Here is a 25,542-nt window from a genome sequence, read left to right as displayed (position 1 = left end):
GGTCGGCCGCGCGGGCGCGTCCCCGGGTCGCGGGGACGCGCCCGCGCGGGTCCTCAGACCGAGGCGCCGGCGGCGCGGGTGGCCAGGCCCTGGACGACCTCGACGACGCGGGTGGCGACCTCGGCGTCGTCGGCCGGGTGGGTGTCGGCGAAGCGGGTGACCGAGGCCGGGACGGAGAGGGTCAGGTCGTCGGCGACGGCGGCGCCGGCGATGCCGACCGCCTTGCGCGCCTCGTCCTGCGCCCACACGCCGCCGTACTGGCCGAACGCGGTGCCGACGACGGCCACCGGCTTGCCCGACAGCGCGCCCGCGCCGTAGGGGCGCGACAGCCAGTCGATGGCGTTCTTCAGCACGGCCGGGATCGTGCCGTTGTACTCCGGCGAGAACAGCAGCAGCGCGTCGGCCTCGGCGGTGGCCCGGCGCAGGTCCGCCGCGGCCTCCGGCAGGGAGCCCTCGACGTCGATGTCCTCGTTGTAGAAGGGCACCGAGGCCAGGCCCTCGTACAGCTCCACCTCGACGCCCTCGGGCGCGAGGCGCACGGCGGTCTCGGCGAGCTGGCGGTTGTGCGACGCGGCGCGGAGGCTGCCGACGAGGGCGAGGATGCGGACGGCCATCGGGTACTCCCGGGGTGGGTGCTGGTGGTCAGTGCGCCGTGCGGCGCACCACGGTAAACGGGACACGGTCCGGTTATCTTCCGGATAGGCTCCCGGGGTGAGCGAGGCCACAGCGCCGGGGGACCGCGCACTCCCCCTGATCCCGGTGCACGGGGCGCCGAGGCTGCGCGCCGACGCGGTGCGCAACCGGGCGCGCCTGCTGGAGGCCGCGGCCCGCCTGGCGGCCGAGCACGGCGCGGCGAACCTGACCATGGAGGCCGTCGCCGCCGCGGCCTCGGTCGGCAAGGGCACCGTGTCCCGCCGCTTCGGCGACCGCAACGGCCTCCTGCTGGCCCTGCTGGACCACCAGGAGGAACGCCTCCAGGAGGCGTTCCTCACCGGCCCGCCACCACTGGGCCCCGACGCCGACCCCGTGACGCGCCTGCTCGCCTTCGGCCCCGCCGTGCTGCGCCACGAGCGCGACCACCTCGACCTCTACCTGGCCGCCGACCCACCGCCGGAACGCCGGTTCACCGTCCCCGCCCGCCGCCTCCGGATCACCCACCTGGCGAGCCTGCTGCGCCAGGTCGCCGGGGACGCCGACGCGGAGGTGCTCGCCCACACCCTGCTGGCGTCCCTGGACGTCACCCTGGTCCAGCACCTCACCGGGCAGCTCGGCATGAGCCCGCACCGCGTGGAGGCCGCCTGGGCCGACCTGGTCACCCGCGTCACCGCCCGCTGACCCCGGGCCGCCGGTCCGGCCCGGCGATCGCCCGTCGATCGCCCGTCGATCGCCGGGCACCCGACCGGCGTGCGGCGGCGGACCGGTTCTGGGAAGGTTGGACCATGCTCCCCCCGCACGCCGTTCGCCACCCGGCGCCGCCCGGCGCGGTCGTCCCCCCGCCGAGGTGATGACCGAGTTCGCCGCGCTGCCCGGGGTCAGCGCCGAAGACCTCTACGAGAACGCGCCGTGCGGGCACCTGGCGACCCTGCCGGACGGGCGGATCGCCAGGGTGAACACGACCCTGCTGGGCTGGCTGGGCCACGCCCGCGAGGACCTGCTCGGCCGGCGGTTCGCCGAGCTGCTCTCGGTCGGCGGCCGGATCTACCACGAGACGCACATCGCGCCGCTGCTGAGCATGCACGGCGAGGTCAACGGCATCGCGGTGGAACTGGTGACGGCCGGCGGCGACCGGTTGCCGGTGCTGCTGACCGCCACGGTCAAGGACGACGTGGACGGGCAGCCGCAGCTGATCCGGATGACCGTGTTCGACGCCCGCGAGCGCCGCGCTTACGAGCGGGAGCTGCTGCGCGCCGGCAAGGCCGCCGACGAGGCGCGCGACCGGGCGCAGCGGCTGGCCACCACGCTCCAGCGCACCCTGCTGCCGCCGGTGCTCACGCCGCCGCGCGGCACGGAGGTCGCCGCCCACTACCACCACGCGAGCCCCGACGAGGTCGGCGGCGACTTCTACGACCTGTTCCCGCTGTCCGGGGAGCGGTGGGGGTTCTTCCTGGGCGACGTGTGCGGCAAGGGCGCGGAGGCGGCGGCGGTCACGTCGCTGACCCGCTACACCCTGCGCGCCGCGGCGGTCTACGACCCCGACCCCGCCGCCGTGCTCGACAACCTCAACACCGTGCTCAACCAGGAGTTCAGCGGCGACCAACCGCGTTTCTGCACGGTGGTCTTCGGCGTGCTCACGCCCGACGCCGACGGGTACGCGGTGACGCTGGCCAGCGGCGGCCACCCGCCCACCCTGCTGCTGCGCGCCGAGGGCGCCGCCGACTACCTGCGCACCCCCGACGGCCAGCTGATCGGCATCCTGCCGCACGCCAACATCGTCACCACGACCGCGCACCTCGGTCCCGGCGACACCCTGCTGCTCTACACCGACGGCCTGACGGAGGCCCGCACGGGCGCCGCCCACGACCGCTACGAGGAGGACGCGCTGCTCGACTTCGCCACGTCCCTGGCCCCCTGCTCCGCCCGCGGCGTGATCGACGCGGTGACCCGGCTGCTGGACGACTTCGGCGAGGGCCTGGAGGACGACGCCGCCGTGCTGGCCATCGGCGTCCCCGGTGCGGCGGGACCGTCGTGAACGGCCTGCGCGTCACCACCCGCGACCTCGGCGGCTGCCACGTGCTCACCCTGGTCGGCGAGCTGGACATCGACACCACCACCCGCCTCCACGACGCCGTGGACGCCCTCGTCCTGCGCCGCGGCGACCGCGTCGTGGTCGACCTGACCGCCGTCGCCTTCTGCGACTCCAGCGGCGTGTCGGCCCTGATCGCCGCCCGCAGGCGCGCCGCCGCGGCCGGGTGCTCCCTGGTCCTGGCCGGCACGCCGCCGCACATCACCAGGCTGCTGCGCGTCGTCGGCCTGCTCCCGGTGTTCCCGGCGCACGCCACGGTCGAGGAGGCCACGACCGCCCTGCTCCCGCCGCTGTCCTGACGGCCCGCCGGGGCGGGCCGGTCGCGCGGGGTCAGAGGACGCCGGCCAACCGCTCCAGGGCCTCGTCGGGGTCGGGGTCGGCGGGGATGAGCACGACGCTGTCCACGCCGGCCGCGTACAGCTCGGCCAGCCGCGCCCGGGCGTCGTCGGCGGTGCCCGTCACCGACAGCCGCCGCACCCACTCCTCGGGCAGGCGGCGCGCGAACTCCTCGCGGCTCCCGCACCCCCGGCGCAGCGCCGCGAACTCCGCCGCGAACGGCAGCGGGGCGATGTGCGGCGCCCAGTCGGGTTCGCCGATCCACGCCAGGCCGGGGCGGACCGCCTCGACGGCCTCGGCGCGCCCGGGGCGCACGGCGGCCGAGTTGTAGGCCACGACGCGGTGCGGGCGGCGCGCGTCGATGTGCCCCAGCGCCGCGCGCGCGTACTCGGGCGTCACCGGCTCGGCCAGGACCGTCCCGTCGGCGACCCGACCGGACAGGGCGAGCGAGCGCGGCCCGCGCACCCCGGCGAGGACGGGCGGCGGCACGTCCGGCACGCACGCCGGCTCCAGGCGGACCGACGGGTCCAGGACGACGTGCCCGCCGCGGTCGGCGGTCTCCCCGCGCACCAGGGCGGTCACCGCGCGCAGGTACTCCTCCAGCAGGGTCAGCGGACTGGCCGGCCACTCCCCCACCGACCGCATCCACGCGGGCATCCCGTGCCCGATCCCGATGTCGACCCGGCCGGGGAACAGCTGGGCGAGCGTCGCGACCTCCATGGCGGCGAAGGCGGCGTTGCGCGCCCCGGCGGGCAGCAGCCCGATGCCGACCCTGATGCGGGACGTCGTCGCCAGCACGGCCGCGGCCTGGGCGACGCCGCCGCGGAACCCGAGGTCCTCCACCACCCACAGCTCGTCGAAGCCGAGCTCGTCGGCGCGGCGCGCGTACGGCAGCACCCGCGCGGGCGCGAGGTCGCGCGGCAGCATGATCCCGACAGATCCGGCACGACCCACGACGAGCTCCCCTCCGGCGGTCCGACCTCGATCGTAACCGGGACCGCTCAGGCGGCCCGCCGGTCGGCCGCCGCGCGCACGTGCGGGGCGAGGGCGTCGGCGATGAGCGCGTACCCGGCGGGTGAGGGGTGGAAGCGGTCCGCCGAGAACAGGCGCGGGTCGGCGGCGAAGCGGCCGTGCAGGACGGACCCGATGTCGGCCACCACCCCGCCGGCGCGCACCACCGCGTCGGCCTGGGCGCGGGCGTAGAGGCCGCTGGCCTGCGACACGAACGCCCGGTACGCGGGCGGCACGTGCGAGACGACGCTGAGGTCCGGCGCGGTGGCCACCACCACCTGACCGCCCGCGCGGCGCAGGTCGGCGACGGCGTCGTGCAGCAGCCCCGCTCCCACGGCGGGCGGGGTGAACGAGGTCAGGTCGTTCGCGCCGATCACGATCAGCGCGACGTCCACGCCGGTCGGCACGGCGGCGCGCACCTGGGCGGCCAGCCCGGCCGACCGCGCGCCGGACACGGCGTGCACGCCGAGGTCGACCGGGTGCCCGTCCTCGCGCAGGACGCCTGCCAGCAGGTGCCCGATGGTCTGCTCGGGCCGTTCGCAGCCGACGCCGGCGGCGAGCGAGTCCCCGAGGACGCGGAAGCGGAGTTGTCCGTTCATCACCCGGTACAACGCCCGGGCGCGCCCGTCTGCTCCCGCGTGAGGCCGATCTCATACCGCGCGGGCCGGGTCCCGGGCGTGACACGCGGTCACGGTGGTTGCGGCGGTCGTCACGGGCGCTGGTGCGATACTGCCGCGGTGGACGTGCGGAGCAGGAACCACGTGACCGTGTCCGGTCGCGACGACGGTCGACCGCTGGTGTTCTCGCACGGCTTCGGCTGCGACCAGAACATGTGGCGCCTGGTGGCGCCCGCTTTCGCCGACGAGCACCGGGTGGTGCTGTTCGACCACGTGGGGTCCGGGAACTCCGACCTGTCGGCGTGGCAACCCGAGCGCTACTCGTCGTTGGACGGCTACGCCACCGACGTGCTGGAGGTCCTCGACGAGCTGGACCTGCGCGACGCGGTGTTCGTCGGGCACTCGGTGAGCGCGATGATCGGCGTCCTCGCCTCGAACCGGGACCCGTCGCGCTTCGGCGCCCTGGTGCTGGTGGGGCCGTCGCCGCGCTACGTGGACGACGGCGACTACCGCGGCGGGTTCACCGCCGAGGACATCGACGAGCTGCTGGACTCCCTGGACAGCAACTACCTGGGCTGGTCGGCCGCGATGGCGCCGGCCATCATGGGCAACCCGGAGCGCCCGGAGCTGGGCCGGGAGCTGACGGAGAGCTTCTGCCGCACCGACCCGGAGATCGCGCGGCAGTTCGCGCGCGTGACGTTCCTGTCGGACAACCGCGCCGACCTGGCCCGGGTGACCCTGCCGACGCTGGTCCTCCAGTGCCGCGAGGACGTCATCGCGGACCGGGGCGTCGGCGAGTACGTGCACCGCGCCGTGCCGGGCAGCGAGTTCGTGGTGCTCGACGCGACCGGGCACTGCCCGAACCTGAGCGCGCCGGAGCAGACCACCCGGGCGATCCGGGACTTCCTGGCCGGGACCGGGAGCGCGCGGCCGTGATGTGCGCGGCGGGGGCCCGGGTGGACGAGCCCGAGGAACCGGGTGACGACGGCGAGCAGCGGGCCGACGACGCGCAGGCGGTGTTCTCCTCGCTGCTGGAGGACAGCGCCGAGGACCTGTACGACAACGCGCCGTGCGGCTACCTGTCGACGCTGCTGGACGGCGAGATCGCCAAGGTCAACGACACGCTGCTGGACTGGCTCGGCTACCGGCGCGAGGAGCTGGTCGGGACCAGGCGCTTCACCGACCTGCTGACCGCGGGCGGCAGGCTGTACCACGAGACGCACTACGCGCCGATGCTGCGGATGCACGGCGAGGCGCGCGAGCTGGCGCTGGACCTGGTGGCGGCGGACGGCCGCCGGTTGCCCGCGCTGGTCACCGCCACCGTGAAGACGACGGACGACGGCCAGCCGCTCCTGGTGCGCATCACCGCGTTCGACGCCCGCGAGCGGCGCGCGTACGAGCGGGAGCTGCTGGAGGCCAAGCGGAGGGCCGAGCGGGAGCGGGAACGGCTGGAACGCCTCACCGGCACCCTCCAGCGCACCCTGCTGCCCGACGCGCTGCCCGAGATCGACGGCCTCGACGTGGCGGCGCACTACCACGCCGCGTCCACCGACCAGGTGGGCGGCGACTTCTACGACCTGTTCCCGCTGGGCGGCGACCGGTGGGGGTTCTTCCTCGGCGACGTGTGCGGCAAGGGGCCCGAGGCGGCGGTGCTGACCTCGCTCACCCGCTACGCCCTGCGCGCCGCGGCCACCGTCCACGACACCGACCCGGTCGCGGTGCTGACCACCCTGAACACGGTGCTGCGCCAGCAGCGCCTGCCGAACGCGCCGAGGTTCTGCACGGTCCTGTTCGGCGTGCTGGAACCGGACGGCGACGGCGTGGGCGTCACCCTCGCGGGCGGCGGCCACCCGCCGGCGCTGCTCATCCGCACGACCGGCGAGGTGGAGGCGCTGCACACCCCCGGCGGGCAGCTCGTCGGCGCCCTGGAGGACCCCCGGTTCACCACCGCGTCGGCGCGGCTGGGCCCCGGTGACGTGTTCGTCCTCTACTCCGACGGCCTCACCGAGGCACGCCGGGCCGACGGCACGATGCTGGAGGAGGAGGGCCTGGCCGAGGCGGTCGGCGAGTACGCGGGCCTGCGCGCGCAGGCCGTGGTCGACTCGCTGGTGGACCTGCTGACCGACTGGTCGGAGGCCCCCTCGGACGACACCGCCGTGCTCGCGATCGGCGTGACCCCCGCGGAGGCGCCGTGCTCGAGGTGACCCTGACCAGTGCCGGCGGCACGCACACGCTCGCCCTCGTCGGCGAGCTGGACCACCAGACCGCGCCGCGGGTGCTCGACGCGCTGGAGGGGCTGCACCCGCTGCCGGGCGACCGGGTCGTGGTATCCCTGGACGGCCTGGTGTTCTGCGACTCCAGCGGCCTGAGCGCCTTCATCGCCGCCTACGAGCGGGCCACCGCCGCGGGCGCCGCGCTCACCCTCACCGCACCGCCCGCGATCCTGACGCGGATGCTGCGCACCACCGGCCTGGACGACGTGCTGATGCCGCGCGACGGGGAGCGGGACCGGCGGGCCAGGTAGCCCCCGGGCCGCGCTCCGCGCGGGGCGACCCCCGTGCACGACGAGGCGCGTGCGCCGCCCGCGGAGGGGCGGCGCACGCGCCGGGGGTCGGGACGGCGGGTCAGTCGGTGCCCGCCTCCATGGCGGCGTGGTCGAGCAGCTCGTCGTCGGCGACCCGGCCCCGGGAGGCGATGGCCTCGGCGCCGCCCTCGGGCATCGCGCCGATGAGCTTGGTCGGGGTCACCTGCGAGGTGTTGATCAGCGTCGACTGCCTGCTGCCGACCAGGCCCAGCACGGCGTACTGCTCCAGCTTGGCGCGGGAGTCGGCGATGTCGAGGTTGCGCATGGTCAGCTGGCCGATGCGGTCGACCGGGCCGAACGCGGAGTCCTCGGTGCGCTCCATGGACAGCTTGTCCGGGTGGTAGCTGAACGCCGGGCCGGTGGTGTCCAGGATGGAGTAGTCGTCACCGCGCCGCAGGCGCAGGGTCACCTCGCCGGTGACCGCCGTGCCGACCCAGCGCTGGAGGGACTCGCGCACCATCAGCGCCTGCGGGTCCAGCCAGCGGCCCTCGTACAGCAGCCGGCCGAGCTTGCGGCCCTCGGTGTGGTAGGCGGCCAGCGTGTCCTCGTTGTGGATCGCGTTGACCAGCCGCTCGTAGGCGGCGTGCAGCAGCGCCATGCCCGGCGCCTCGTAGATGCCGCGGCTCTTGGCCTCGATGACCCGGTTCTCGATCTGGTCGGACATGCCCATGCCGTGCCGGCCGCCGACCGCGTTGACCTCCAGCACCAGGTCGACGGGGGAGCCGAACTCCTTGCCGTTGACGGACACCGGCCGGCCCTGCTCGAAGCCGATCGTCACGTCCTCGGGGGAGATCTCGACGGACGGGTCCCAGTGCTTGACGCCCATGATCGGCTCGACGATCTCGATGCCGGTGTCGAGGTGCTCCAGCGACTTGGCCTCGTGCGTCGCGCCCCAGATGTTCGCGTCGGTCGAGTACGCCTTCTCGGTGCTGGCCCGGTACGGCAGGTCGCGCGCCAGCAGCCACTCGGACATCTCGGTGCGACCGCCCAGCTCGTGGACGAAGTCGGCGTCCAGCCACGGCTTGTAGATCCGCAGCGACGGGTTCGCCAGCAGGCCGTAGCGGTAGAACCGCTCGATGTCGTTGCCCTTGTAGGTGGAGCCGTCGCCCCAGATCTGCACGTCGTCGTCGAGCATGGCGCGCACCAGCATGGTGCCGGTCACGGCCCGGCCGAGCGGGGTTGTGTTGAAGTAGGTGCGACCGCCGGAGCGGATGTGGAAGGCGCCGCACGCGAGCGCGGCCAGCCCTTCCTCCACCAGCGCCGCGCGGCAGTCGACCAGGCGGGCCAGTTCCGCGCCGTACGCCTCGGCGCGACCGGGCACCGAGTCGATGTCCGGTTCGTCGTACTGGCCGATGTCGGCGGTGTACGTGCACGGCACCGCCCCCTTCTCACGCATCCACGCGACCGCCACCGAAGTGTCGAGACCGCCGGAGAAGGCGATGCCGACGCGTTCGCCGGCGGGGAGTGAAGTCAGCACCTTGGACACGGTAGAAGTATGCACCACGGTGCATGATCATTCATAATCGGGGTACCGCAAGTCCCTGAGCAGGCCGGTCACCCCTCCTCCGGCGCGACCCGCGCACCGGACCGGCACGGCGGCGGACGCGGTCGGCGAACCCGGGGCGACACCCCTTCGCCGCGCAAATGCGGTCTCGCCGCCGACCCGCGCCGCCCAGTTGCACGAAATGCGCGAATACGCTCCCATCAGCGCAAACACCGCACCTTGTACCACGAACAGAGCAACGCCAATACGGAGAGCGAATCAGTACGTTCCTCACATTCGCTACCGGATTCGTTCACTTAGCCTCTGACCTGCGGTTTTGTTCGCCCACTGCGCTGATCGGCGTACACACGGGTGAACGTTCCTGCCGAGTCTTGACAGTCCGGACGGCGGTCGGCAGGCTAACCCCGCCGCGCGGCCCGGGAGTCGACGACCGCCGATCATCACCCGGTCGGGCCGACGAGGACCGAAAACAACAGGGCATTTCTTCCCACCGCCGGCAATGGTGTAGAACACCGTCGCGAAAGCGCGCACGCATGTCCCCCGATCGCCCGCGAGGACCTGATTGATGTCAGCACACACCCCGTCCAGCGATTCCCCGACGGGACCTCCGGCGCGACCCGCCGTCCTCGCCGCGGTGAGCACGCTGGTCGTCGCAGGCGGCCTGGTCGCGTGGGCGGTGCTCGCCGCACCGGAGCACGCGCGGCTCCTCGTCGGCGGGTGCGCCGGCGCGGCGGCGCTCGCGCTCGTCGTCGCCGTGACCGCCGCGGTGCGCCAGCGGACCGTCGCGCACCACTTCCGCGACCGCGCCGACCTGGTGGCCGCCGAGGCCGCCGACCTGGCCGACCGGCTCGCGCCCGCCCTCGTCGAACGGCTGCGCGCGGGCTCGGCCCCGCAGACCGCGCTCACCGAGGTCGAACTGCCGGTCAACCCCCACCACGAGCGCGTGCTGCGCACCCTCGCCGAGGAGGTCGGCCGGGGCGAGCGCACCCGGTCCGCCGCGATGGCCGCGTGCGGCAACGCCGCCGGCCGGATGCAGGCCCTGGCCACCAGCATGCTGGCCGACCTGCGCGAGATGGAGGAGCGGCACAGCGAGGAGGTGCTCGGCGACCTGCTCAAGCTCGACCACAGCACCGCCCAGGCCGGTCGCCTCGCGGACAGCATCGCCGTGCTCACCGGCTCGCGCTCCGGCCGGCGCTGGACCAAGCCGATCGTCATGGAGTCGATCCTGCGCGGCGCGGTCGGCCGGGTCAGCGCCTACCAGCGCGTGCGCACGCACTCCGCCAGCTCGTCGGCCGTCGTCGGCTACGCCGCGGAGGGCGTGATGCACGCACTCGCCGAGCTGGTCGACAACGCGTGCAACTTCTCCCCGCCCTCCGAGCAGGTCCACGTCTACGTGGAGGAGGTGCAGGCGGGCGTCGTCGTCACCATCGAGGACGGCGGCCTGGTCATGGGCGACCTGGCGCTGCGCCGCGCCGAGCGGCTGGTGTCCGGCGAGTCGCTGGACCTGACCGGCCTGTCCGGGACCCGGCTCGGCCTCGCCGTCGTCGGCAGGCTCGCCCGCAAGCACGGCCTCACCGTGTCGTTCCGGCCGTCCTCGCGCGGCGGCACCGGCGTCGTCGTGATGATCCCGCGCACCCTGATCACCGAGCCCCGGCAGGGCGGCGGCGGCCGGCGCCGTTCCGCGGCCCCGCCCGCCGAGGTCGGCGCGCCGGCCTTCGAGCCCGCGCTGGCGACCCTGGAGTCCCTGGGCCTGCCCACCCAGCACGTCCCGGACCGGCTCACCGCGCCCCAGCACACCACCGCACCCCAGGAGCCCGCCGCGCAGCCCGCCGACACCTCCGACGACGTGCCCGAGCAGGACACCCCCGACGAGCAGGTCGTGCTGCCCCGCCGCCACCGCGGCAGCACGCTCGGCTCCACGTTCCCCGGCGCGCCGCGCCGCCCGGTCGAACCCGCGCCGTCCCGCTCGGACGCGGGCAGCCGGTTCAGCGCGTTCCGCAACGCGACCCGCCCGGAGAGCCGCCCGACGCACAACAGCGCCCCCCAGAACACGGCTCCCCAGAACAACGCGCCCCAGAACAACGCGCCCCACGGCGGCCCCCAGCACGACGCGTTCCAGCACGAGGGCTCCCTGGCCGGCGCGCTCGGGGCGGACGAGCACGACCCGGGCGACCGCGACCACCCCCGCACCGACCACCTCGGCACCGACCGCCTCGACCTGGACCGCGTCGACACCGGACACGTCGACCTCGACCTCGGCCACGCCCCCGGCGTCGGCGGCTTCGGCGAGCCGGTCACCCGCCCGCACGACGAGGTCGAACCGCTGCGCGGCGAGGCGCCCCACTGGCCGTCCTGAGGCGACCGAGGACCACGCGCCCCCTCCCCCGCACCCCGCACCACCCCGACAGGATTGGAGGCAGGGGCCACGCACCCTGGCAGCGCAGGCCCAGGACCGCGGCCCCGACAGCCCGGATGAACACCACCGACCGCGACCTCGACTGGTTGCTGGAGAACCTCCTCGACAGGACCCCCGGCTCCCGCCACGCCCTGGTGCTGTCCAAGGACGGCCTCAAGCTGTGCCGCACCAGCGGCCTCTCGGTGGACCAGGCCGACCAGCTCGCCGCCATCTCCTCGGGGATGCAGAGCCTCGCCTACGGCGCGTCCGTCGAGTTCGGCGACGGCACGGGCGGCGTGCGCCAGTCGATGACCGAGTTCCACGGCGGCCTGCTGTTCATCGTCGAGGCCGGGCAGGGCGCCCACCTGGCCGTGGTCGCCGCGGACGACGCCGACGCGGGCGTCATCGGCCACAACATGAACGAGCTGGTCGAGCAGCTGGGCGACTACCTGTCGACACCGCCGCGCCAGGCCCCGTACAGCCCGCGACCGGCATGAGCCCGCGCCTCGACGACGAGGACCCGGACCGCCTCTACACCATCACCGGCGGGCGCAGCCGGGTCGACGCCGGGTCGGTCGACCTGGTGACGCTGATCGTCAGCGAGAGCGAGCCGTCGCCGGGCATGCAGTCCGAGCACGTCCGCATCCTGCGCACGTGCCGCCGCCCGACCGCCGTCGTGGAGCTGTCGTCGGACCTCGGTCTGCCGGTCAGCGTCGTGAAGATCCTGCTGTGCGACCTGCTGGACGCCGGCGTGGTGACCGCCCGCCACCCGATGAACCGCCGGACGCCGGACGAACTCCCCTCCCCGGAACTGCTGAAGCAGGTGCTCATTGGACTCCAGAACCTCTGACACGGCGGCGCGCGAACCGCTGCGCGCCACCGCCCACCACGGCCTCAAGATCGTCGTGGTCGGCGGTTTCGGCGTGGGCAAGACCACGATGGTCCGCTCGGTCAGCGAGATCAGGCCGCTGTCCACCGAGGAGACGATGACCAGCGCGGGGATCGGGGTGGACGACAACGACGCCGTGCGGTCCAAGACCACCACGACGGTCGCGTTCGACTTCGGCCGCATCAGCCTCGACGACGAGCTGGTCCTCTACCTGTTCGGCGCGCCCGGTCAGGAGCGGTTCTGGTTCCTGTGGGACCAGCTGTTCGCCGGGACGCTCGGCGCGGTCGTGCTGGTCGACACGCGGCGCGTCGAGGACTCCTGGTACGCCATCGACCGGCTGGAGCACCACGGCACGCCGTTCATCGTGGCGCGCAACGACTTCGGCGGTCCCCGCCACTCGCTCGACCAGCTCCGCGACGCCCTCGACCTGCCGTCCCACGTCCCCCTGGTCGACTGCGACGCGCGCCGGCGCGACTCCAGCAAGGCCGTCCTGGTCGCGCTGGTCAACCACCTCTTCGCCTTGTCCTCCGCCAGGGAGACCACGCCGTGACGCACCCGACCGACCTCACCGCGCCGACGCCGCCGCACGGGGCACCGCCGCCGGGGTGCCCCGCGCACGCCAAGCCCGTCGTGGCGCTGGAGGGGCCGCTGTTCCGGCAGAAGCCCGCCGAGCTGTACCGGCAGCTGCGGCGCGAGCACGGCCCCGTCGCGCCGGTGGTGCTGGAGGGCGGCATCCCCGCCTGGTACGTGATCGGCTACCGCGAGCTGCACCACGTGCTGACCAACGACCAGGTGTTCGCGCGCGACTCGCGCCGCTGGAACCAGTGGGACCGCATCCCGCCGGACTGGTCGCTCATGCCGTACGTCGGCCACCAGCCGTCGGTGATGTTCGCCGAGGGGGCCGAGCACCGCCGCCGGTCCGGGGCGATCAGCGACGCGCTGGGCGAGATCGACCAGTTCGAGCTGCGGCAGCGCTGCGAGGACGTGGCCGACGGGCTGATCGACCAGTTCGTGGTGTCCGGCCAGGCCGACCTGATGGCGCAGTTCGCGCACCCGATGCCGGGGCTGGTCGTGGCGAAGCTGTTCGGGCTGCCCGACGCGGACATCCCGAGGCTGGTGCGCGACCTCCAGACGTCCCTGGACGGCGGGGAGGACGCGATCCCCGCCTACGTGCGGGTCGCGGCGGCGATGCAGGAGCTGGTGCGCCGCAAGGCGATCATCCCCGGCCCCGACGTGCCGTCGCGGATGCTGGCCCACCCGGCGGGCCTCAACGAGGACGAGCTGACCAAGGACCTGCTGGTCATCATGGCCGCCGCGCAGCAGCCGACGTCCAACTGGATCGGCAACACGCTGCGGCTGATGCTCACCGACGACCGGTTCGCCGTCACGCTGTCCGGTGGGCGGCGCAGCGCGGGGCAGGCGCTCAACGAGGTGCTGTGGGAGGACACGCCCACGCAGAACTTCATCGGCCGCTGGGCCACCCAGGCGACCCAGCTGGGCGGGCAGCGCATCCGGCCGGGCGACCTGGTGATCATGGGGCTGGCGGCGGCCAACACCGACCCGCAGGTGCGGCCGGACCAGCACTCGGGCCCGTCGGGCAACCACGCGCAGATGTCGTTCAGCCACGGCGAGCACCGCTGCCCGTTCCCGGCGCCCGAGATCGCCGAGGTGATCGCGAAGGCGGCGGTGGAGGTGCTGCTGGACCGGCTGCCGGACGTGGTGCTGTCGGTGGGCGTGGACGAGCTGGTGTGGCGGCAGTCGGTGTGGATGCGCGGCCTGGAGTCGCTGCCGGTGGAGTTCACCCCGGCGTACATCACCCGCTGAAGCCCCGCTCACCGGAGCCCCACCCGCCGAAGCCCCACCCGCCGGAGCCCGCTCGCCGGGCCCCGCTGACCGGAGCTTTCCCCGTCACGCACACCCGTCGTGCCCCGGCAGCCGGCCGGGGCACGACGGGCGCGGGTCAGGCCACCGGGGTGAAGACGACCGGCAGCTCGGCCGGGCCGCGGGTGAACACGCCCTGCTCGCCCGCCCGGTAGCCGTCCGCGAGGCGGACGTCCGGCATGGCGTCGAGCAGCATGTTCACCCCGACCTCGACCTCGGCCTTGGCGAGCAGCGCCCCGACGCAGAAGTGCCTGCCCAGCGCGAACGCCAGGTGGTTCGCCGCCGCGGAGAACGCGTGGGTGGTGCTCAGGTCGTCGCGGAACAGGTCGAACTCGTCGGGCCGCGAGTAGCGGTCGGGGTCGCGGTTGGCCGCGCCGATCAGGCACGTCACCGTCGCGCCCGCGGGCACCACTCCCCCGCCCAGCTCCACGTCCTCCGCGGGTTGGCGCATGATCATGTGCACGGGCGGCGTGTAGCGCAGCGTCTCGGCGAACGCCCGCGGCACCAGCGACCGGTCCGCGCGCACCGCGGCGAGCTGGTCGGGGTGCTCCAGCAGGTTGCGGAAGATCGCCGCGATGGCCTTGTCGGTGGTCTCCCCGCCCGCCGCGAGCAGCAGCGAGCAGAACGCCTTGATGTCCTCGTCCGACATGCGCGTGCCGTCGATCTCGGCCAGGCAGAGCGCGGACAGCAGGTCGTCCCCGGGGTTCTCCCGGCGCCGCCGGATGATCGGGATCATGTACTCGGCGAACTCCTCGCGGGTGCGGTGACCGGCCTCGGCCACCCGCTCGTCGCCGCTGAGGTTGCCGAGGAACGCGATGGTCGCCGTGTACCAGCGGTGGAACTTCGCGTGGTCGGACTTGTCCAGGCCGAGCATGTCCACGATGACGTTGACCGGGAAGTGCGTGGCGAACTGCCCGACCAGGTCGGCGCGGCCGTCGTGCCGGAAGGCGTCCACCAGTTCGCGCGCGTTGCGCTCGATGACCGGCAGGAACTTCTCCTCCAGCGCGCTGCCGCGGAACGCGGGCGCCACCAGCGCGCGGCGCACCGAGTGCTCACGACCGCTCATCTGGAGGATCGTCCGCCCGTGCACGGGGGCGATCTGCCAGTCGTAGTTGTCGGTGGTGAACACCGGGTCGCGGAAAGCGCGCTCGACGTCCTCGTAGCGGGAGACGATCCAGCTCCGCGTGCCCTCGTGGTGCAGCAGCGGCGCCTGCTCGCGCAGCACGCGGTAGGCGGGGTAGGGATCGGCGGCGAACTCCGGGGACAGGATGTCCGGTAATTCCCGTGCCGTGGTCATGGCTCTCTCCGTGGGCAGGGTGCGGGGTGCCCACCGAGGCTAATGATGATCTTGGCCCGGGTCCAGACTCCGCACGTGGGACGCCTGCCGAGTCCATAAAGGACCGAAATGCACACGGAAAGCGGTTGCTTTCCGGGGCGTCCGGGACTATGCGGGGACCGCGCCGGGGCAGGGTGCGGTGCGGATCGGCGTGGAGCACCGCTCACGTCGACCCGCACCGCACCACCAGACCGGCACGGGCGCTGGCTCGTTCAACGACACCGCGTCGAACCTGGTCGGACCACCCGGGGGCGGCCCTACCGTCCGCTGCGCAGCTACCGGCAACCCACCAGTACCCAGTTCCGATCACCTCTACTCGGCGGGTCGGTCACGTTCCGCGCACCGTCGGCTCCTCGGCGAGCAGGCCCAGCACCGCCGCGCCCCGGCGCTCGTCGAGGAAGCGCAGGCCCATGAAGTTGTCGCCCACCGTGAACCCCGGCAACGCCCACACCGCCTCGTACGGGATCTCCGTCGTCCGGTAGGCGCGCAGGCTGTAGACGTTCACCCACAGGCACTTGCCGGGCGGCGGGTCCCACAGGCGGCGGGCGAACGCCGGGTCGTGGAACGCGTGGCCGACCTCGCCGACCGCCAGCACCCGCTTGCGGCCGGTGAGCAGGACGACGTCACCCGCCGCCACGGTGGCCATCCGCCGGTCGTGCTTGGCGGTGGCGCCCCAGAACCGCGCCGTGCCGCCCGGGTGGGCGGCGGCCAACCGGGCGAGGTCGTCCGGGTCGAGCGGGCGCGGCCCGTCCGCGTCGCCGAACGGGACGGGCCGGTCCAGGGTGAGCGCCCAGCAGCGGCGCGCCTCGGGCGTGCCGTAGGAGGGTTGGACGAAGACCTGCGTCATGGCGGGACGGTACCCGCGGCGACGGCCGCCAACCGGCGCTCGACCCGGTCGCCGGTGGCCGGCAGGAGCGGCCCGCGCAGGTGGTGGACCCGCGCGTTGGGCGAGTCCGGCCCGTGCCGGGCGAGCATGTCGGCCAAGCGGTCCGGGACGGTGACGCGGTGGCCCCGGCTGTCGGTGGTCTGGTCGGCGTGGGTGAGGGCGTCGGAGACGGCGTCATCCTCGTGCGGGAAGCGGTCGAGCCGCCCGCCGAGGCCGTGGACGTCGGCCACCAGCCGGGCGCCGGAGTGGTGGGCGACCAGGGCGCAGACGCGCCGCGGCCACCCGAGCCGCTCCAGGTGGAGGGCGCCGTCGAGCGGGTGGAACCCGGTGTCCGCGATCTCCGGGGCGTACCCGATGTCGTGCAGCCACGCCGCCGAGACCAGCACGTCCCGGTCGTCGGGCGGCACGGTGACCGCCGGCTCACCGGCCCTGGCCGCGACCGCGGCGGTGTGCCGCCGGCGGTCGGCCATCCCGCCCACCAGGCTCCGGGCCAGGTCGTGCGCCGCGGTCACCGGCGAGCGAGGAGGCGCTCACCCGCGCTCTCGTAGGGCAGTTGGTAGTGGGCGAACACCTTCGGCTCGTCCGCGGCGACCAGCTCGCCGTCGGTGTCGATCGACGGGGCGTCCTTCACCAGGTCCTTCGGGTAGCGGACGCGCAGCGCCTTCGGCATGACCGTGACACCGGCGGCCGGCACGAACGCCAGGCGGTGGCGGCCGATGAAGCCCACCTGCACGGTAAGGAAGCTGGGTACGTCCGTCCTGGTGTCCACGTACACGGCTTCGAGGTCACCGATGGTCTTGCCGTCGGGGTCGACGACGTCCATGCCGACCCAGTCGCGGAGGTTCTCAGCGGGGAACATGCCGCGGGGGTACCCCGTCCCGACTGGTCCAAGCAGACCAGTCGGGACGGCCCGGCCCGGCTCAGGTGCCGCGCCGGTACGCCTTGACCTCGGTCAACGCGGTCCTGGCGCCGGGCGCGTGGGTGAGCTGGACGCGCCACCGCTGCGCGGTGACCGGGGTGAAGCGCACGGTGTTGTAGTTGGCCCTCGGCGTGGTCGGGGTCTTCGACTGGGACGCGGCGGCGGCCCACGCGCCGCCCGTCCAGTACTGGACGGTGTACGAGGCGGGGGCGCGGTACCGGTTGGCGGCGCGGTCGTCGCGGAAGTACAGGCGCAGCTCGTCCACCGCCCGGGGTTGGCGCAGGTCCAGCTCGTACCAGTCGGTCGCGTCCGGCGAGCCCGCCGTGCCCCACAGGGGTTCGTCGGTGGGCAGGCCGTCGACGGCCGCGGCGGTGGACGTGCCGGGCGCGGTGCGGGAGGCGGTGACGGCCGCGCCCTGCGCCAGGTTCGGCGTGGTCGAGGTCAGGTCGACGCCGGCCTTGGCGAACACGTCGATCGCCCGCGCACTGCCGAGCACCACGTCCTGCGGCACGCCGGGGTAGCGGGTGACGCCGTCGGCGGGGTCGTCCCACACGACGCCGAGGTCGAGCCCCCGGTAGCGCAGGTTCTCCACCGCGAAGTGCGACCAGCCGATGTCGATGGGCGACAGCTCGACGCGGGCGTCGGTGCGCGGGCGCAGGCCGGCCACGTCCTCGACCACGGTCCAGTTGCCGCTGCCGAGGATGTCGTGGTGGATCCACGACCGGTAGTCGATGGTGCGGCTGCCCGGGTTCCAGTTCGCCCAGAACTCGTTGGCGTCGGGCCACTGGGTGTTGCCGCCGACGTACTGCGCCCAGGTGTTCCAGCAGAGCAGCTTCTTGTAGTCCTCGGCGGTCATCCACTGGTTGGGGTAGTTGCGCAGCACCGACGAGTACAGCCGGAACTGCACGGTGGAGTTGATGGTGGAGAAGTTGTTGGACCCGGGGTGCCCGGCCGCCGCGGCCGCCGCCTTGTCCTTCTGGTTGGCCGTGTAGAACGGGAACACCGGGTACTCGGCGGGGTCGGCGAACAGCCGCAGCGCCTGCATCTCGGCGGCCTTGGCGGTGTCGCCGAGCAGGGCGTACGCCTGCTGGGCAGCCGACGCGCCGCTCCACACGTAGGCGGTCTCGGCCCGGTCGAGGTCGCCCGCGCGCCAGTCGAACGACACCGCGTCGGCGTCGTTGCCGGTCATCGCGCCCCAGTCGTACTCGATGACGCCGTTGCCGTTGGTGTCGTAGGTGGCCAACTGCCCCTTGGCGTCGCCCTCGGCGTAGCGGGCCAGGTTGCCGACGACCGCCCGCTGCCCGCCGTGGACCTGGTAGCTGCGCCAGGCCGCCTCGGAGATGTACTGGGTGTAGGAGTTCGACCAGTTCTCCGGGTCGCCGGGGTTGTCCACGAACCGGCCGCCCTTCGACGACTGACCCACCGACAGCCACGGCCCGTAGGAGTGCACCGGGTCGCGCAGGTACTTCAGGTCGTCGATGTGCATGGACTGGGTGAGCGCGATGGCGTTGTTGTAGCCGGTGACGCCCTCGATGGACACCGGGAACTGGAAGTCCTGGCCGGGGATGTCCACGTCGAGGTGGTTGAAGCGCATCAGCCACCAGCGGTAGAAGATGTGCTTCTTGATCGCCGGGTCGGGCACGTCGACGTACGGGACGTTGTCCACCCACCAGCGGTTGTGGTCGCGCACGTGGGTGGCGAACGCGGCGGACGGGGTGCGGTTGCGGTAGGCGTCGTACTCGGTGCGCGACTCGGGGATCTCGTCGGTGACGAAGCCCATCACGACCTTGGTGGTGGTCGACCGGCCCGCGCCGAGGGTGACCGACCGGTCGAGGCCGCCGTTCGCGGGCGTGAACCCGTCGCGGCCTGCGGACCGTCCTGTCCGAACACGGCCTGAGCCTCGCCGGCGGTGCGCCCCTGCACGGCGAGTGGTCGCAGCGCTGGGGCCGCCACGCCGCCCGCACCCTCCTGGCCACCGCACCGGACCTGGACGCCGTGTTCTGCGGCAACGACCAGATCGCCACCGGGGTCGCCGACGTCCTGCGCGACCACGGCAGGCGCGTGCCCGAGGACGTCGCCGTCGTCGGCTACGACAACTCGGAGGAGATCGCCGCGGACTGCCGGCCGCCGCTCACCACGGTGGACCTGGACCTGGAGCACCTCGGCGCGACCGCCGCCCGCCTGCTGCTGGACCGCCTCGACTCCCCGGCGGCCGAGCACCCCGGCGGCGCGGTCCGCCACCCCTGCCGCCTGGTCGTGCGCGAGTCCACCGGCTGACCGGGCCCACCGGGTGACCGGGCCCACCGGCTGACCGGGCCCGGTCGTCCTCAGCCGTCGCGCCGGAACTCCAGCAGGCAGCGCTCCCCGGTCAGGTCGACCACGCCGGCGAGGACCAGACCGTGCGGCGCGGCGAGCGCGCGGAACTCCTCGACCCGGCGCTCCCGCCCGCCGAAGATCACCAGCATGGCCAGGTCGAACCCGCTCTTCGACCACCGGCCCGCGACCGCCTCCACCACCAGGACGCTCCCGCCCGGGCGCACGGCCTCGGCGCACCGGCCCAGGACGCGGTCGGCCTGCTCGTCGTCCCAGTCGTGCAGGACGTCGAACAGCAGGTAGGCGTCCGCCCCCGCCGGGAGCGGGTCGAAGAAGCTCCCCGCCGTCACCCGCGTCCGCGCGCCCAGGCCCTGCTCCTCGAACGCCCGGCGGGCCTCGGCGGCGGTCGGCCCCAGGTCGACCAGGTGGCCGCTGACGCCGGGGTTGGCGGCCAGGATCGCGGCGAGGAAGGTGCCGCGACCACCGCCCACGTCGACCAGGGTGCCGAACCGGGACCAGTCGAACCCGGCGACGACCCGCGGGACCTGGTCGCGGAACCGGTGCGCCATCTGCCGGTTGAACGACTCGCTCAGCCGCCGGTCCGCGACCAGGTCGGCCCAGAAGTCCTGCCCGAAGCGGTGCGCGTAGCCCGACCGGCCGGTGCGGACGCTGTGCGCGAGCTCGACGAACGCCAGCTCGGCCCGCCCGCCCGCCGCGTCCAGGCTCAGCAGGTCGACCAGGCCGTTGTCGGCGTCGGCGCGGAGGTGCGCGCCGAACGCGGTCGTCCGGTAGCCGGCGGGGACGCGTTCGACGACCCCCAGGGTCACCAGGTGCGCCAGCAGGAGGTCGAGCCCGCGCCGGTCGACGTCGAGGTCGCCCGCGAGGTCCTCGACGGCGGCGCCGGCGCCGTCGAGCCGGTCCGGCAGCCCCAGCGTCGCCGCCACCCGCAGCGCCATCGGCGTGGCCAGCCCGGTCAGGCGGCGGAGGGTGCTCACGTCGTCCTCGTCGCGTTCCACGCCGACCACGGTGCCGGCTGCGTCAACGGAAGAAGCGCCGGCCCTGTGCGATCCTGGGAGGAGGGTGAACGCGACGGGAGTGCGACTGCATGGTGATCTTCGGTTTCCGCACCAAGGTCTTCGTCCTGGCGATGGTGGCGCTGCTGTGCCCCCGGTGCGGGCAGCAGGCGGCGCACGCCGTGCACCGGTCGGTCACGAAGTTCACGCTGTTCTTCGTGCCCCTGTTCCCGGTGCGCAGCCGGTACAGCACGCAGTGCACGTACTGCGGCGCGGCGAACCGGGTCACCAAGGAGCAGGCGGGGCGGCTCGCCGCGGTGCGGAGCTGAGCGCCGCCCCCGCGAACACCACCCCCTGCCGCGGACCGGCCTACCGCGCCGGCACCTCCAGGTCGGCGACCAGTTCGCCGTAGGACACCGGGTCCAGGTCGCCGAACGGGACGGCGCGGTCGCCACCGGGGGTGCGGCCCGGCCGCGCCCCCGGCCACCCGGACGTGGCGCAGGGTCTGGTCGCCCAGGGCCGCGAGGTCGCCGACGACGAGGCCGGGGTCGAGGTCCACGACGACGTGCCGCCCGCCGGGCAGCGGCTTGGCCAGGCCCAATCCACACCGCCGTCCTGGGGCGCGAGGCGTCGCCACCCGCGGTTCACCAGGCGCAGCACGGTCGGCGCGGGCAGGGTGTCGCCCGGGTGCAGCGGGTGGGCGACGCGGATCTCGGCGTCGTCGGGCGGCGTGAACGGGTCGTCGTGGACGTCGGCGAACGTGCGGTCCTCGGCGACGAGCAGCGGGTGGCCGAACAGGTGGGCCTCGAACTCGGCGCGGGTCCAAGCGCGGCCGGTGACCATCGCGCGTTCCAGCCGGTCGACCTGGTCGGCGGCGGTACCCGGCCAGCCGGGCGCGGCGGACGCGTCGGTGAGACCGGCGAGCCCGGCTGCCCGCCGAGCACGGCGGTGACGGCGGCGGCCCTCAGCACCCCGCCGTCGCCGTCGAACCACCGCGCGGCGGCCTCGGCCACCGAGGGGTCGGTGCCCTCCCGCCGCAGGAACCCCTCGACCACCCGCCGGTGCCGCTCGACGACCTCCGCCGCGTCGGCCGCGGTGCCCGCGGGTCTCGTGCGCAGGGTCCACCCGCGGTCCCGGCGGGGGTGCGGGTTGCGGACCAGCGCCGCCGCCGGGGAGAACACGTCTTGGCGGGCGCCGGACCGCTGACCACGCGCGCAACCCGGGCCACGGCGGCACCGGGCGCTGTCGGTCGTTCGCACCCGGTGTCCGGCGGCACGTCCGCCGGCCCCGCCGACCGTCCACCCCGGGGCGACGACGGTCCGCCCCGGGGTGGCGGGGTCAGGCGACGGTGGCGGGGACCTTCCGCGCCCCGACCGCGGGCCCGACCGCCGGGTCGGCGGGCGCGGTACCGCGGAACCCGCGCAGGCGCAGGCTGTTGCCCACCACGAAGACGCTGGAGAACGCCATGGCGGCACCGGCGATCATCGGGTTGAGCAGGCCCGCGACGGCCAGCGGCAGGGCGGCGGCGTTGTAGGCGAACGCCCAGAACAGGTTGCCCTTGATGGTGGCCAGGGTCCGGCGGGACAGCCTGATCGCGTCCACGGCGGCCATCAGGTCGCCGCGCACGAGGGTCAGGTCGCTCGCCTCGATGGCCGCGTCGGTGCCGGTGCCCATCGCGAGGCCCAGGTCGGCCTTGGCCAGGGCGGCGGCGTCGTTGACGCCGTCGCCGACCATCGCCACGACCTTGCCCTCGCCCTGGAGGCGGGCGATGACGTCGACCTTCTCCTCGGGCATGACCTCGGCGATGACCTCGTCGATGCCGACCTCGGCGGCCACGGCGCGCGCGGCGGCCTCGTTGTCGCCGGTGAGCAGCACCGGGGTCAGGCCCAGTCCGCGCAGCCGCCGGACGGCCTCGGCGGAGGTGGGCTTGACGGTGTCGGCGACCGAGAGGACGGCCTGCGCCCGGCCGTTGCGGGCGACCAGCACGGCGGTGCGCCCCAGCGCCTCGGCGGCGCGCTTGGCCTCGGCCAGCTCGTCGTCGAGGTGGACGGCCCACTCGGCCAGCAGCCGTTCCCGGCCCACGATCACCGCGTGCCCCTCCACCACGCCCTGCACGCCCACGCCCTCGTGGTTGCGGAAGTCCGCCACCGGCGGCAGGTCGCCCACTCGTTCGACCGCGCCGGTGGCGACGGCCTTGGCGATGGGGTGCTCGGAGGCGTGCTCCAGGGCCCCGGCCAGGCGCAGCACCTCGTCGGCGTCGACGCCGGCGGCGGTGTGCACGGCGACCAGGCTCATCCGGCCGGTGGTGACGGTGCCGGTCTTGTCCAGCACGACGGTGTCCACCCGCCGGGTGTTCTCCAGCACCTCCGGCCCCTTGATCAGGATGCCCAGCTGCGCGCCCCGGCCCGTGCCGACGAGCAGCGCGGTCGGCGTGGCCAGGCCCAGCGCGCACGGGCAGGCGATGATCAGCACCGCCACCGCGGCCGTGAACGCGGCCGACACCCCGCCGCCCGCGCCCAGCCAGAAGCCGAGCGTGCCCACCGCCAGCGCGATGACCACGGGCACGAACACGCCGGAGATGCGGTCGGCCAGGCGCTGGGCCTCGGCCTTGCCGCTCTGCGCGTCCTCGACCAGCTTCGCCATCCGCGCCAGCTGCGTGTCCGAACCGACCCGCGTGGCCCGCACGACCAGGCGACCGCCGGCGTTGACCGTCGCACCGACCACGGCGTCGCCGGGACCGACCTCGACCGGCACCGACTCGCCGGTCAGCGTGCTCGCGTCGACCGCCGAGCCGCCCTCGTCCACGACGCCGTCGGTGGCGATCTTCTCCCCCGGCCGCACCACGAACCGGTCGCCCACCGACAGCTCGGCGATCGGCACCCGGACCTCGCGGCCCCCGCGCAGCACGGCGACGTCCTTCGCGCCCAGCTCCAGCAACGCCCGCAGGGCGGCCCCGGCGGTCCGCTTGGACCGCGCCTCGAAGTAGCGGCCCGCGAGGATGAACACCGTCACGCCCGCGGCCACCTCCAGGTAGATCGCGCCCGCGCCGTCCGTGCGCTGCACGGTCAGCTCGAACGGGTGCGTCATGCCCGGCGTGCCGGCGGTGCCCCACAGCAGCGCGTACAGCGACCAGCCGAACGCCGCGAGCGTGCCCATCGACACCAGGGTGTCCATGGTCGCCGCGCCGTGCCGCAGGTTCACCCACGCCGCCCGGTGGAACGGCCACGCACCCCACACCAGCACCGGCGCGGCCAACGTCAGCGAGATCCACTGCCAGTGGGTGAACTGCCAGGCGGGCACCATCGCCAGCACGACCACCGGCAGGGCCAGCACCGCCGAGACGGTCACCCGCTGCCGCAGCGACCGGGTCGGGTCCTCCTCGGCGGCCTCGGCCCGCTCGGCCTCGACGACCGGCAGCGCCGCCCGGTACCCGGCGGCCTCGACCTGCTCGACCAGCACCCTCGGGTCGACGTCCTCGGGGAAGGTGACGTGGGCCTTCTCGGTGGCGTAGTTCACCGACGCGGTCACGCCGTCGAGCTTGTTGAGCTTGCGCTCGATCCGGTTCGCGCACGACGCGCAGGTCATGCCCGTGATGGCGAGTTCGAGCTGCGTGTCAGCCATGACCGTGGCCCTCCTCTTCCGCGTGCCCCTCGGGTACCCCGGCGGTGACGGTGAACTCGGCGGTGCGCACGACGTCGCCGTGCCGGAAGTCCAGGAACAGCCGGTAGCCGCCCGCCGAGGGCACCTCGGCCACGAACTCGACCTGCGGACCGGGGGCCGTCCGCCCGTCGCCCGGCGTGCCCCCGGGGTGGACGTGCAGGTAGGCGAGGTCGCCCTGGCGCAGCGCCACCAGGTGCCCGTAGGCGCCCAGGTAGGGCTGGAGGTCGGTGACGGGCGCGCCGTCCCTGCTCACGGTGAGCCGGACCGCGGACGCCTCGCCGGGCTCCAGGTCGCCGTCCAGGCGCACCTCGTAGCCGTCGACCCGCGCGACGCGCGAGGGCTCGTACCGCCGGGGCTCGAACACGCCGGCCGCGGGCACGTCCACCCCGAGGGTGGTCCCTTCGCCGCCGGTGGGCGTGAAGTCCGCGAACAGGCGGTACGACCCCGCGCCGGCCACGGGCAGCTCGGCCGTCCACGTGCCGTCGGGGGCCATCCGGGGGTGCACGTGCCGGTACCCGGAGGTGTCCCGGCGCACGGCGACCAGGTGCATGCGCTCCTCGTGCTCGACGTCGAAGGCGGTCACGGCGGCCCCGTCGGGGCCGGTGACCCGGAACGAGAAGGTGTCGGTGGTCCCGGCGGTCAGCGTCGTGTCGACGGGCGTGAGGGTGTAACCGCCCCGCGACGACGCCAACCCGGCGGGCTGGTCCTGCTCGGCTCCCGCGACGGCGCCGCTGTGGTCGTCCCCGTGACCGGCGCCCTCGGCGCCGGACGTGCCGTCGTGACCACCGGGGGCGGTCTCGACGGCGAGGGGACCGACAGCGCTCCCGGCGGCCCAGGCGCCACCGGCGACCAGGACGAGCGCCGCGCCGTAGGCGGAGAGCTTCGCTGCTGTGTTCATGTCAGGTCCTCGTACGAGTGGCGGAGCCCGGAACCGCGCTCCGCGTCGGCACAGTGCCGCAAGCACCTGATTTATACCCCCAGGGGGTATGCAGGTCAAGCCGGACGGCTCCCCTACCCTGGTAGGGTATCAATCACGTGGACGGCGCCCCGCCGCGGCACCCGGCCCACCCCGGCCGCGGGCCCGGGGCAGGCGACCGGAACCCGCGCACCCCCGGCGTGCAGGGACGATGAGAGGACTCGCCATGCCCGGTTACGCACACCGCCGCGACGACCACCTGAAGCGGTTGCGCCGCATCGAGGGCCAGGTCCGGGGCTTGCAGCGGATGGTGGAGGACGACGAGTACTGCATCGACGTGCTCACCCAGATCTCCGCCGCGACCAAGGCGCTCCAGGCCGTGTCCCTCGGCCTGCTCGACGAGCACCTCAAGCACTGCGTCGCCGAGGCGGTCGCCGAGGGCGGCACCGCCGCGGACGCGAAGATCGCCGAGGCGAGCGCCGCCATCGGCCGGCTCGTGCGCTCCTGACCGGGTCGCCCCCGGCGGGGCCGACCCGGTC

General features: G+C 74.3%; 27 protein-coding genes. 14 read left to right on the top strand and 13 right to left on the bottom strand.

Annotation, left to right across the window (positions count from 1 at the left end; all coding sequences use genetic code 11):
* Positions 1–53 precede the first annotated feature (53 nt).
* Complete coding sequence (locus ACRAKJ_RS16300) at positions 54–614, bottom strand: NAD(P)H-dependent oxidoreductase (RefSeq protein WP_447009028.1); 561 nt, start codon at positions 612–614, stop codon at positions 54–56.
* 97 nt (positions 615–711) lie between these two features.
* Between ACRAKJ_RS16300 and ACRAKJ_RS16295 the strand changes: the two genes are divergently transcribed.
* The 3 genes from ACRAKJ_RS16295 (at position 712) to ACRAKJ_RS16285 (ending at position 3,042) form a co-directional block, all read left to right on the top strand.
* On the top strand, positions 712–1,335 hold the full coding sequence (locus ACRAKJ_RS16295) for a TetR family transcriptional regulator (RefSeq protein ID WP_438926937.1): 624 nt from the start codon (positions 712–714) through the stop codon (positions 1,333–1,335).
* 169 nt (positions 1,336–1,504) lie between these two features.
* Complete coding sequence (locus ACRAKJ_RS16290; RefSeq protein WP_438926938.1) at positions 1,505–2,689, top strand: SpoIIE family protein phosphatase; 1,185 nt, start codon at positions 1,505–1,507, stop codon at positions 2,687–2,689.
* Positions 2,686–3,042 (top strand): anti-sigma factor antagonist, encoded by a 357-nt coding sequence (locus ACRAKJ_RS16285; protein ID WP_438926939.1) that lies wholly within the window; start codon positions 2,686–2,688, stop codon positions 3,040–3,042. Before ACRAKJ_RS16290 ends, ACRAKJ_RS16285 begins: the two co-directional genes overlap by 4 nt.
* A gap of 31 nt (positions 3,043–3,073) precedes the next feature.
* Here the strand turns inward: ACRAKJ_RS16285 and ACRAKJ_RS16280 are convergent, their stop codons facing one another.
* Together ACRAKJ_RS16280 and ACRAKJ_RS16275 are read right to left on the bottom strand one after the other, a co-directional pair.
* A complete protein-coding gene (locus tag ACRAKJ_RS16280; RefSeq protein ID WP_438926940.1) occupies positions 3,074–4,033 on the bottom strand; it encodes an LLM class flavin-dependent oxidoreductase in 960 nt (319 codons plus the stop codon).
* A gap of 47 nt (positions 4,034–4,080) precedes the next feature.
* Positions 4,081–4,689, bottom strand: a complete 609-nt coding sequence (locus ACRAKJ_RS16275) for a GDSL-type esterase/lipase family protein (RefSeq protein WP_438926941.1) — start codon at positions 4,687–4,689, stop codon at positions 4,081–4,083.
* Between the two features lie 162 nt (positions 4,690–4,851).
* Here ACRAKJ_RS16275 and ACRAKJ_RS16270 point away from each other — a divergent pair, with 162 nt between their 5' ends.
* From ACRAKJ_RS16270 to ACRAKJ_RS16260, 3 genes are read left to right on the top strand one after another with little or no spacing between them, the layout of a single operon-like run.
* Positions 4,852–5,643: an alpha/beta fold hydrolase gene (locus ACRAKJ_RS16270; RefSeq protein ID WP_447009027.1), complete on the top strand. Its 792-nt coding sequence runs from the start codon at positions 4,852–4,854 to the stop codon at positions 5,641–5,643.
* 20 nt (positions 5,644–5,663) lie between these two features.
* Positions 5,664–6,911 carry a PP2C family protein-serine/threonine phosphatase gene (locus tag ACRAKJ_RS16265; protein ID WP_447009026.1) on the top strand — a complete coding sequence of 416 codons (1,248 nt, stop codon included), beginning with the start codon at positions 5,664–5,666 and terminating at the stop codon, positions 6,909–6,911.
* Complete coding sequence (locus ACRAKJ_RS16260; RefSeq protein ID WP_447009025.1) at positions 6,899–7,231, top strand: STAS domain-containing protein; 333 nt, start codon at positions 6,899–6,901, stop codon at positions 7,229–7,231. Before ACRAKJ_RS16265 ends, ACRAKJ_RS16260 begins: the two co-directional genes overlap by 13 nt.
* Positions 7,232–7,331: 100 nt before the next feature.
* Here ACRAKJ_RS16260 and argG read toward each other — a convergent pair whose 3' ends face one another.
* Positions 7,332–8,777 carry an argininosuccinate synthase gene (argG, locus tag ACRAKJ_RS16255; protein WP_447009024.1) on the bottom strand — a complete coding sequence of 482 codons (1,446 nt, stop codon included), beginning with the start codon at positions 8,775–8,777 and terminating at the stop codon, positions 7,332–7,334.
* A 583-nt stretch (positions 8,778–9,360) separates the two neighbouring features.
* Here argG and ACRAKJ_RS16250 point away from each other — a divergent pair.
* The 5 genes from ACRAKJ_RS16250 (at position 9,361) to ACRAKJ_RS16230 (ending at position 13,903) form a co-directional block, all read left to right on the top strand.
* Positions 9,361–11,151, top strand: coding sequence for an ATP-binding protein (locus ACRAKJ_RS16250; protein ID WP_438926858.1), 1,791 nt, complete (start codon positions 9,361–9,363; stop codon positions 11,149–11,151).
* 116 nt (positions 11,152–11,267) lie between these two features.
* Entirely contained in the window at positions 11,268–11,687 is a 420-nt protein-coding gene (locus tag ACRAKJ_RS16245) for a roadblock/LC7 domain-containing protein (protein ID WP_438926859.1), read from the top strand.
* Complete coding sequence (locus ACRAKJ_RS16240) at positions 11,684–12,040, top strand: DUF742 domain-containing protein (protein ID WP_438926860.1); 357 nt, start codon at positions 11,684–11,686, stop codon at positions 12,038–12,040. Before ACRAKJ_RS16245 ends, ACRAKJ_RS16240 begins: the two co-directional genes overlap by 4 nt.
* Positions 12,021–12,629: an ATP/GTP-binding protein gene (locus ACRAKJ_RS16235; RefSeq protein WP_438926861.1), complete on the top strand. Its 609-nt coding sequence runs from the start codon at positions 12,021–12,023 to the stop codon at positions 12,627–12,629. The genes ACRAKJ_RS16240 and ACRAKJ_RS16235 overlap by 20 nt, the downstream gene beginning before the upstream one ends.
* A gap of 80 nt (positions 12,630–12,709) precedes the next feature.
* Positions 12,710–13,903 carry a cytochrome P450 gene (locus ACRAKJ_RS16230; protein WP_438926862.1) on the top strand — a complete coding sequence of 398 codons (1,194 nt, stop codon included), beginning with the start codon at positions 12,710–12,712 and terminating at the stop codon, positions 13,901–13,903.
* A gap of 136 nt (positions 13,904–14,039) precedes the next feature.
* On the opposite strand, the gene ACRAKJ_RS16225 is transcribed toward ACRAKJ_RS16230, so the two are convergent.
* The 5 genes from ACRAKJ_RS16225 to ACRAKJ_RS16205 all read right to left on the bottom strand — a co-directional run bounded on the left by ACRAKJ_RS16225 (position 14,040) and on the right by ACRAKJ_RS16205 (position 18,881).
* Positions 14,040–15,257, bottom strand: a complete 1,218-nt coding sequence (locus ACRAKJ_RS16225) for a cytochrome P450 (RefSeq protein ID WP_447009023.1) — start codon at positions 15,255–15,257, stop codon at positions 14,040–14,042.
* 367 nt (positions 15,258–15,624) lie between these two features.
* Positions 15,625–16,143, bottom strand: a complete 519-nt coding sequence (locus ACRAKJ_RS16220) for a hypothetical protein (RefSeq protein ID WP_438926017.1) — start codon at positions 16,141–16,143, stop codon at positions 15,625–15,627.
* Entirely contained in the window at positions 16,140–16,694 is a 555-nt protein-coding gene (locus ACRAKJ_RS16215) for an HD domain-containing protein (RefSeq protein WP_438926016.1), read from the bottom strand. Before ACRAKJ_RS16215 ends, ACRAKJ_RS16220 begins: the two co-directional genes overlap by 4 nt.
* Positions 16,691–17,041 carry a PRC-barrel domain-containing protein gene (locus ACRAKJ_RS16210; RefSeq protein WP_438926015.1) on the bottom strand — a complete coding sequence of 117 codons (351 nt, stop codon included), beginning with the start codon at positions 17,039–17,041 and terminating at the stop codon, positions 16,691–16,693. The genes ACRAKJ_RS16215 and ACRAKJ_RS16210 overlap by 4 nt, the downstream gene beginning before the upstream one ends.
* Positions 17,042–17,102: 61 nt before the next feature.
* Entirely contained in the window at positions 17,103–18,881 is a 1,779-nt protein-coding gene (locus tag ACRAKJ_RS16205) for a galactose-binding domain-containing protein (RefSeq protein ID WP_438926014.1), read from the bottom strand.
* Positions 18,882–18,967: 86 nt separating this feature from the next.
* On the opposite strand from ACRAKJ_RS16205, the gene ACRAKJ_RS16200 reads away from it, so the two are divergent.
* A complete protein-coding gene (locus ACRAKJ_RS16200) occupies positions 18,968–19,378 on the top strand; it encodes a substrate-binding domain-containing protein (protein WP_438926019.1) in 411 nt (136 codons plus the stop codon).
* Positions 19,379–19,428: 50 nt separating this feature from the next.
* Here the strand turns inward: ACRAKJ_RS16200 and ACRAKJ_RS16195 are convergent, their stop codons facing one another.
* Positions 19,429–20,430: a methyltransferase gene (locus tag ACRAKJ_RS16195; protein ID WP_438926013.1), complete on the bottom strand. Its 1,002-nt coding sequence runs from the start codon at positions 20,428–20,430 to the stop codon at positions 19,429–19,431.
* An 89-nt stretch (positions 20,431–20,519) separates the two neighbouring features.
* On the opposite strand from ACRAKJ_RS16195, the gene ACRAKJ_RS16190 reads away from it, so the two are divergent.
* Positions 20,520–20,756, top strand: coding sequence for a zinc-ribbon domain-containing protein (locus ACRAKJ_RS16190; RefSeq protein WP_438926012.1), 237 nt, complete (start codon positions 20,520–20,522; stop codon positions 20,754–20,756).
* Between the two features lie 40 nt (positions 20,757–20,796).
* Here ACRAKJ_RS16190 and ACRAKJ_RS16185 read toward each other — a convergent pair whose 3' ends face one another.
* The 3 genes from ACRAKJ_RS16185 to ACRAKJ_RS16175 all read right to left on the bottom strand — a co-directional run bounded on the left by ACRAKJ_RS16185 (position 20,797) and on the right by ACRAKJ_RS16175 (position 24,985).
* Positions 20,797–21,420, bottom strand: a complete 624-nt coding sequence (locus ACRAKJ_RS16185; RefSeq protein WP_438926011.1) for a DUF4132 domain-containing protein — start codon at positions 21,418–21,420, stop codon at positions 20,797–20,799.
* Between the two features lie 345 nt (positions 21,421–21,765).
* Positions 21,766–24,048 carry a heavy metal translocating P-type ATPase gene (locus tag ACRAKJ_RS16180; RefSeq protein WP_438926010.1) on the bottom strand — a complete coding sequence of 761 codons (2,283 nt, stop codon included), beginning with the start codon at positions 24,046–24,048 and terminating at the stop codon, positions 21,766–21,768.
* Positions 24,041–24,985 (bottom strand): hypothetical protein, encoded by a 945-nt coding sequence (locus ACRAKJ_RS16175; RefSeq protein ID WP_438926009.1) that lies wholly within the window; start codon positions 24,983–24,985, stop codon positions 24,041–24,043. Before ACRAKJ_RS16175 ends, ACRAKJ_RS16180 begins: the two co-directional genes overlap by 8 nt.
* A 244-nt stretch (positions 24,986–25,229) precedes the next feature.
* Between ACRAKJ_RS16175 and ACRAKJ_RS16170 the strand changes: the two genes are divergently transcribed.
* Positions 25,230–25,511 (top strand): metal-sensitive transcriptional regulator, encoded by a 282-nt coding sequence (locus ACRAKJ_RS16170; protein WP_438926008.1) that lies wholly within the window; start codon positions 25,230–25,232, stop codon positions 25,509–25,511.
* Positions 25,512–25,542: the final 31 nt, after the last annotated feature.

This window comes from Saccharothrix sp. DSM 118769 (assembly GCF_052936295.1).
The sequence above is the reverse complement of the archived record's forward strand: the minus strand, read 5'-3'. Positions and strand labels throughout refer to the sequence as shown.

Excerpts from the sequence above, each read along its gene's own strand:
- ACRAKJ_RS16210 (WP_438926015.1), bottom strand. The coding sequence starts at position 17,041 with ATGTTCCCCGCTGAGAACCTCCGCGACTGGGTCGGCATGGACGTCGTC.
- ACRAKJ_RS16275 (WP_438926941.1), bottom strand. The coding sequence starts at position 4,689 with ATGAACGGACAACTCCGCTTCCGCGTCCTCGGGGACTCGCTCGCCGCC.
- ACRAKJ_RS16220 (WP_438926017.1), bottom strand. The coding sequence starts at position 16,143 with ATGACGCAGGTCTTCGTCCAACCCTCCTACGGCACGCCCGAGGCGCGC.
- ACRAKJ_RS16300 (WP_447009028.1), bottom strand. The coding sequence starts at position 614 with ATGGCCGTCCGCATCCTCGCCCTCGTCGGCAGCCTCCGCGCCGCGTCG.
- ACRAKJ_RS16290 (WP_438926938.1), top strand. The coding sequence starts at position 1,505 with ATGACCGAGTTCGCCGCGCTGCCCGGGGTCAGCGCCGAAGACCTCTAC.
- ACRAKJ_RS16225 (WP_447009023.1), bottom strand. The coding sequence starts at position 15,257 with ATGACCACGGCACGGGAATTACCGGACATCCTGTCCCCGGAGTTCGCC.
- ACRAKJ_RS16205 (WP_438926014.1), bottom strand. The coding sequence starts at position 18,881 with ATGGGCTTCGTCACCGACGAGATCCCCGAGTCGCGCACCGAGTACGAC.
- ACRAKJ_RS16170 (WP_438926008.1), top strand. The coding sequence starts at position 25,230 with ATGCCCGGTTACGCACACCGCCGCGACGACCACCTGAAGCGGTTGCGC.
- ACRAKJ_RS16190 (WP_438926012.1), top strand. The coding sequence starts at position 20,520 with ATGGTGATCTTCGGTTTCCGCACCAAGGTCTTCGTCCTGGCGATGGTG.
- ACRAKJ_RS16180 (WP_438926010.1), bottom strand. The coding sequence starts at position 24,048 with ATGGCTGACACGCAGCTCGAACTCGCCATCACGGGCATGACCTGCGCG.
- ACRAKJ_RS16245 (WP_438926859.1), top strand. The coding sequence starts at position 11,268 with ATGAACACCACCGACCGCGACCTCGACTGGTTGCTGGAGAACCTCCTC.
- ACRAKJ_RS16240 (WP_438926860.1), top strand. The coding sequence starts at position 11,684 with ATGAGCCCGCGCCTCGACGACGAGGACCCGGACCGCCTCTACACCATC.
- ACRAKJ_RS16175 (WP_438926009.1), bottom strand. The coding sequence starts at position 24,985 with ATGAACACAGCAGCGAAGCTCTCCGCCTACGGCGCGGCGCTCGTCCTG.
- ACRAKJ_RS16250 (WP_438926858.1), top strand. The coding sequence starts at position 9,361 with ATGTCAGCACACACCCCGTCCAGCGATTCCCCGACGGGACCTCCGGCG.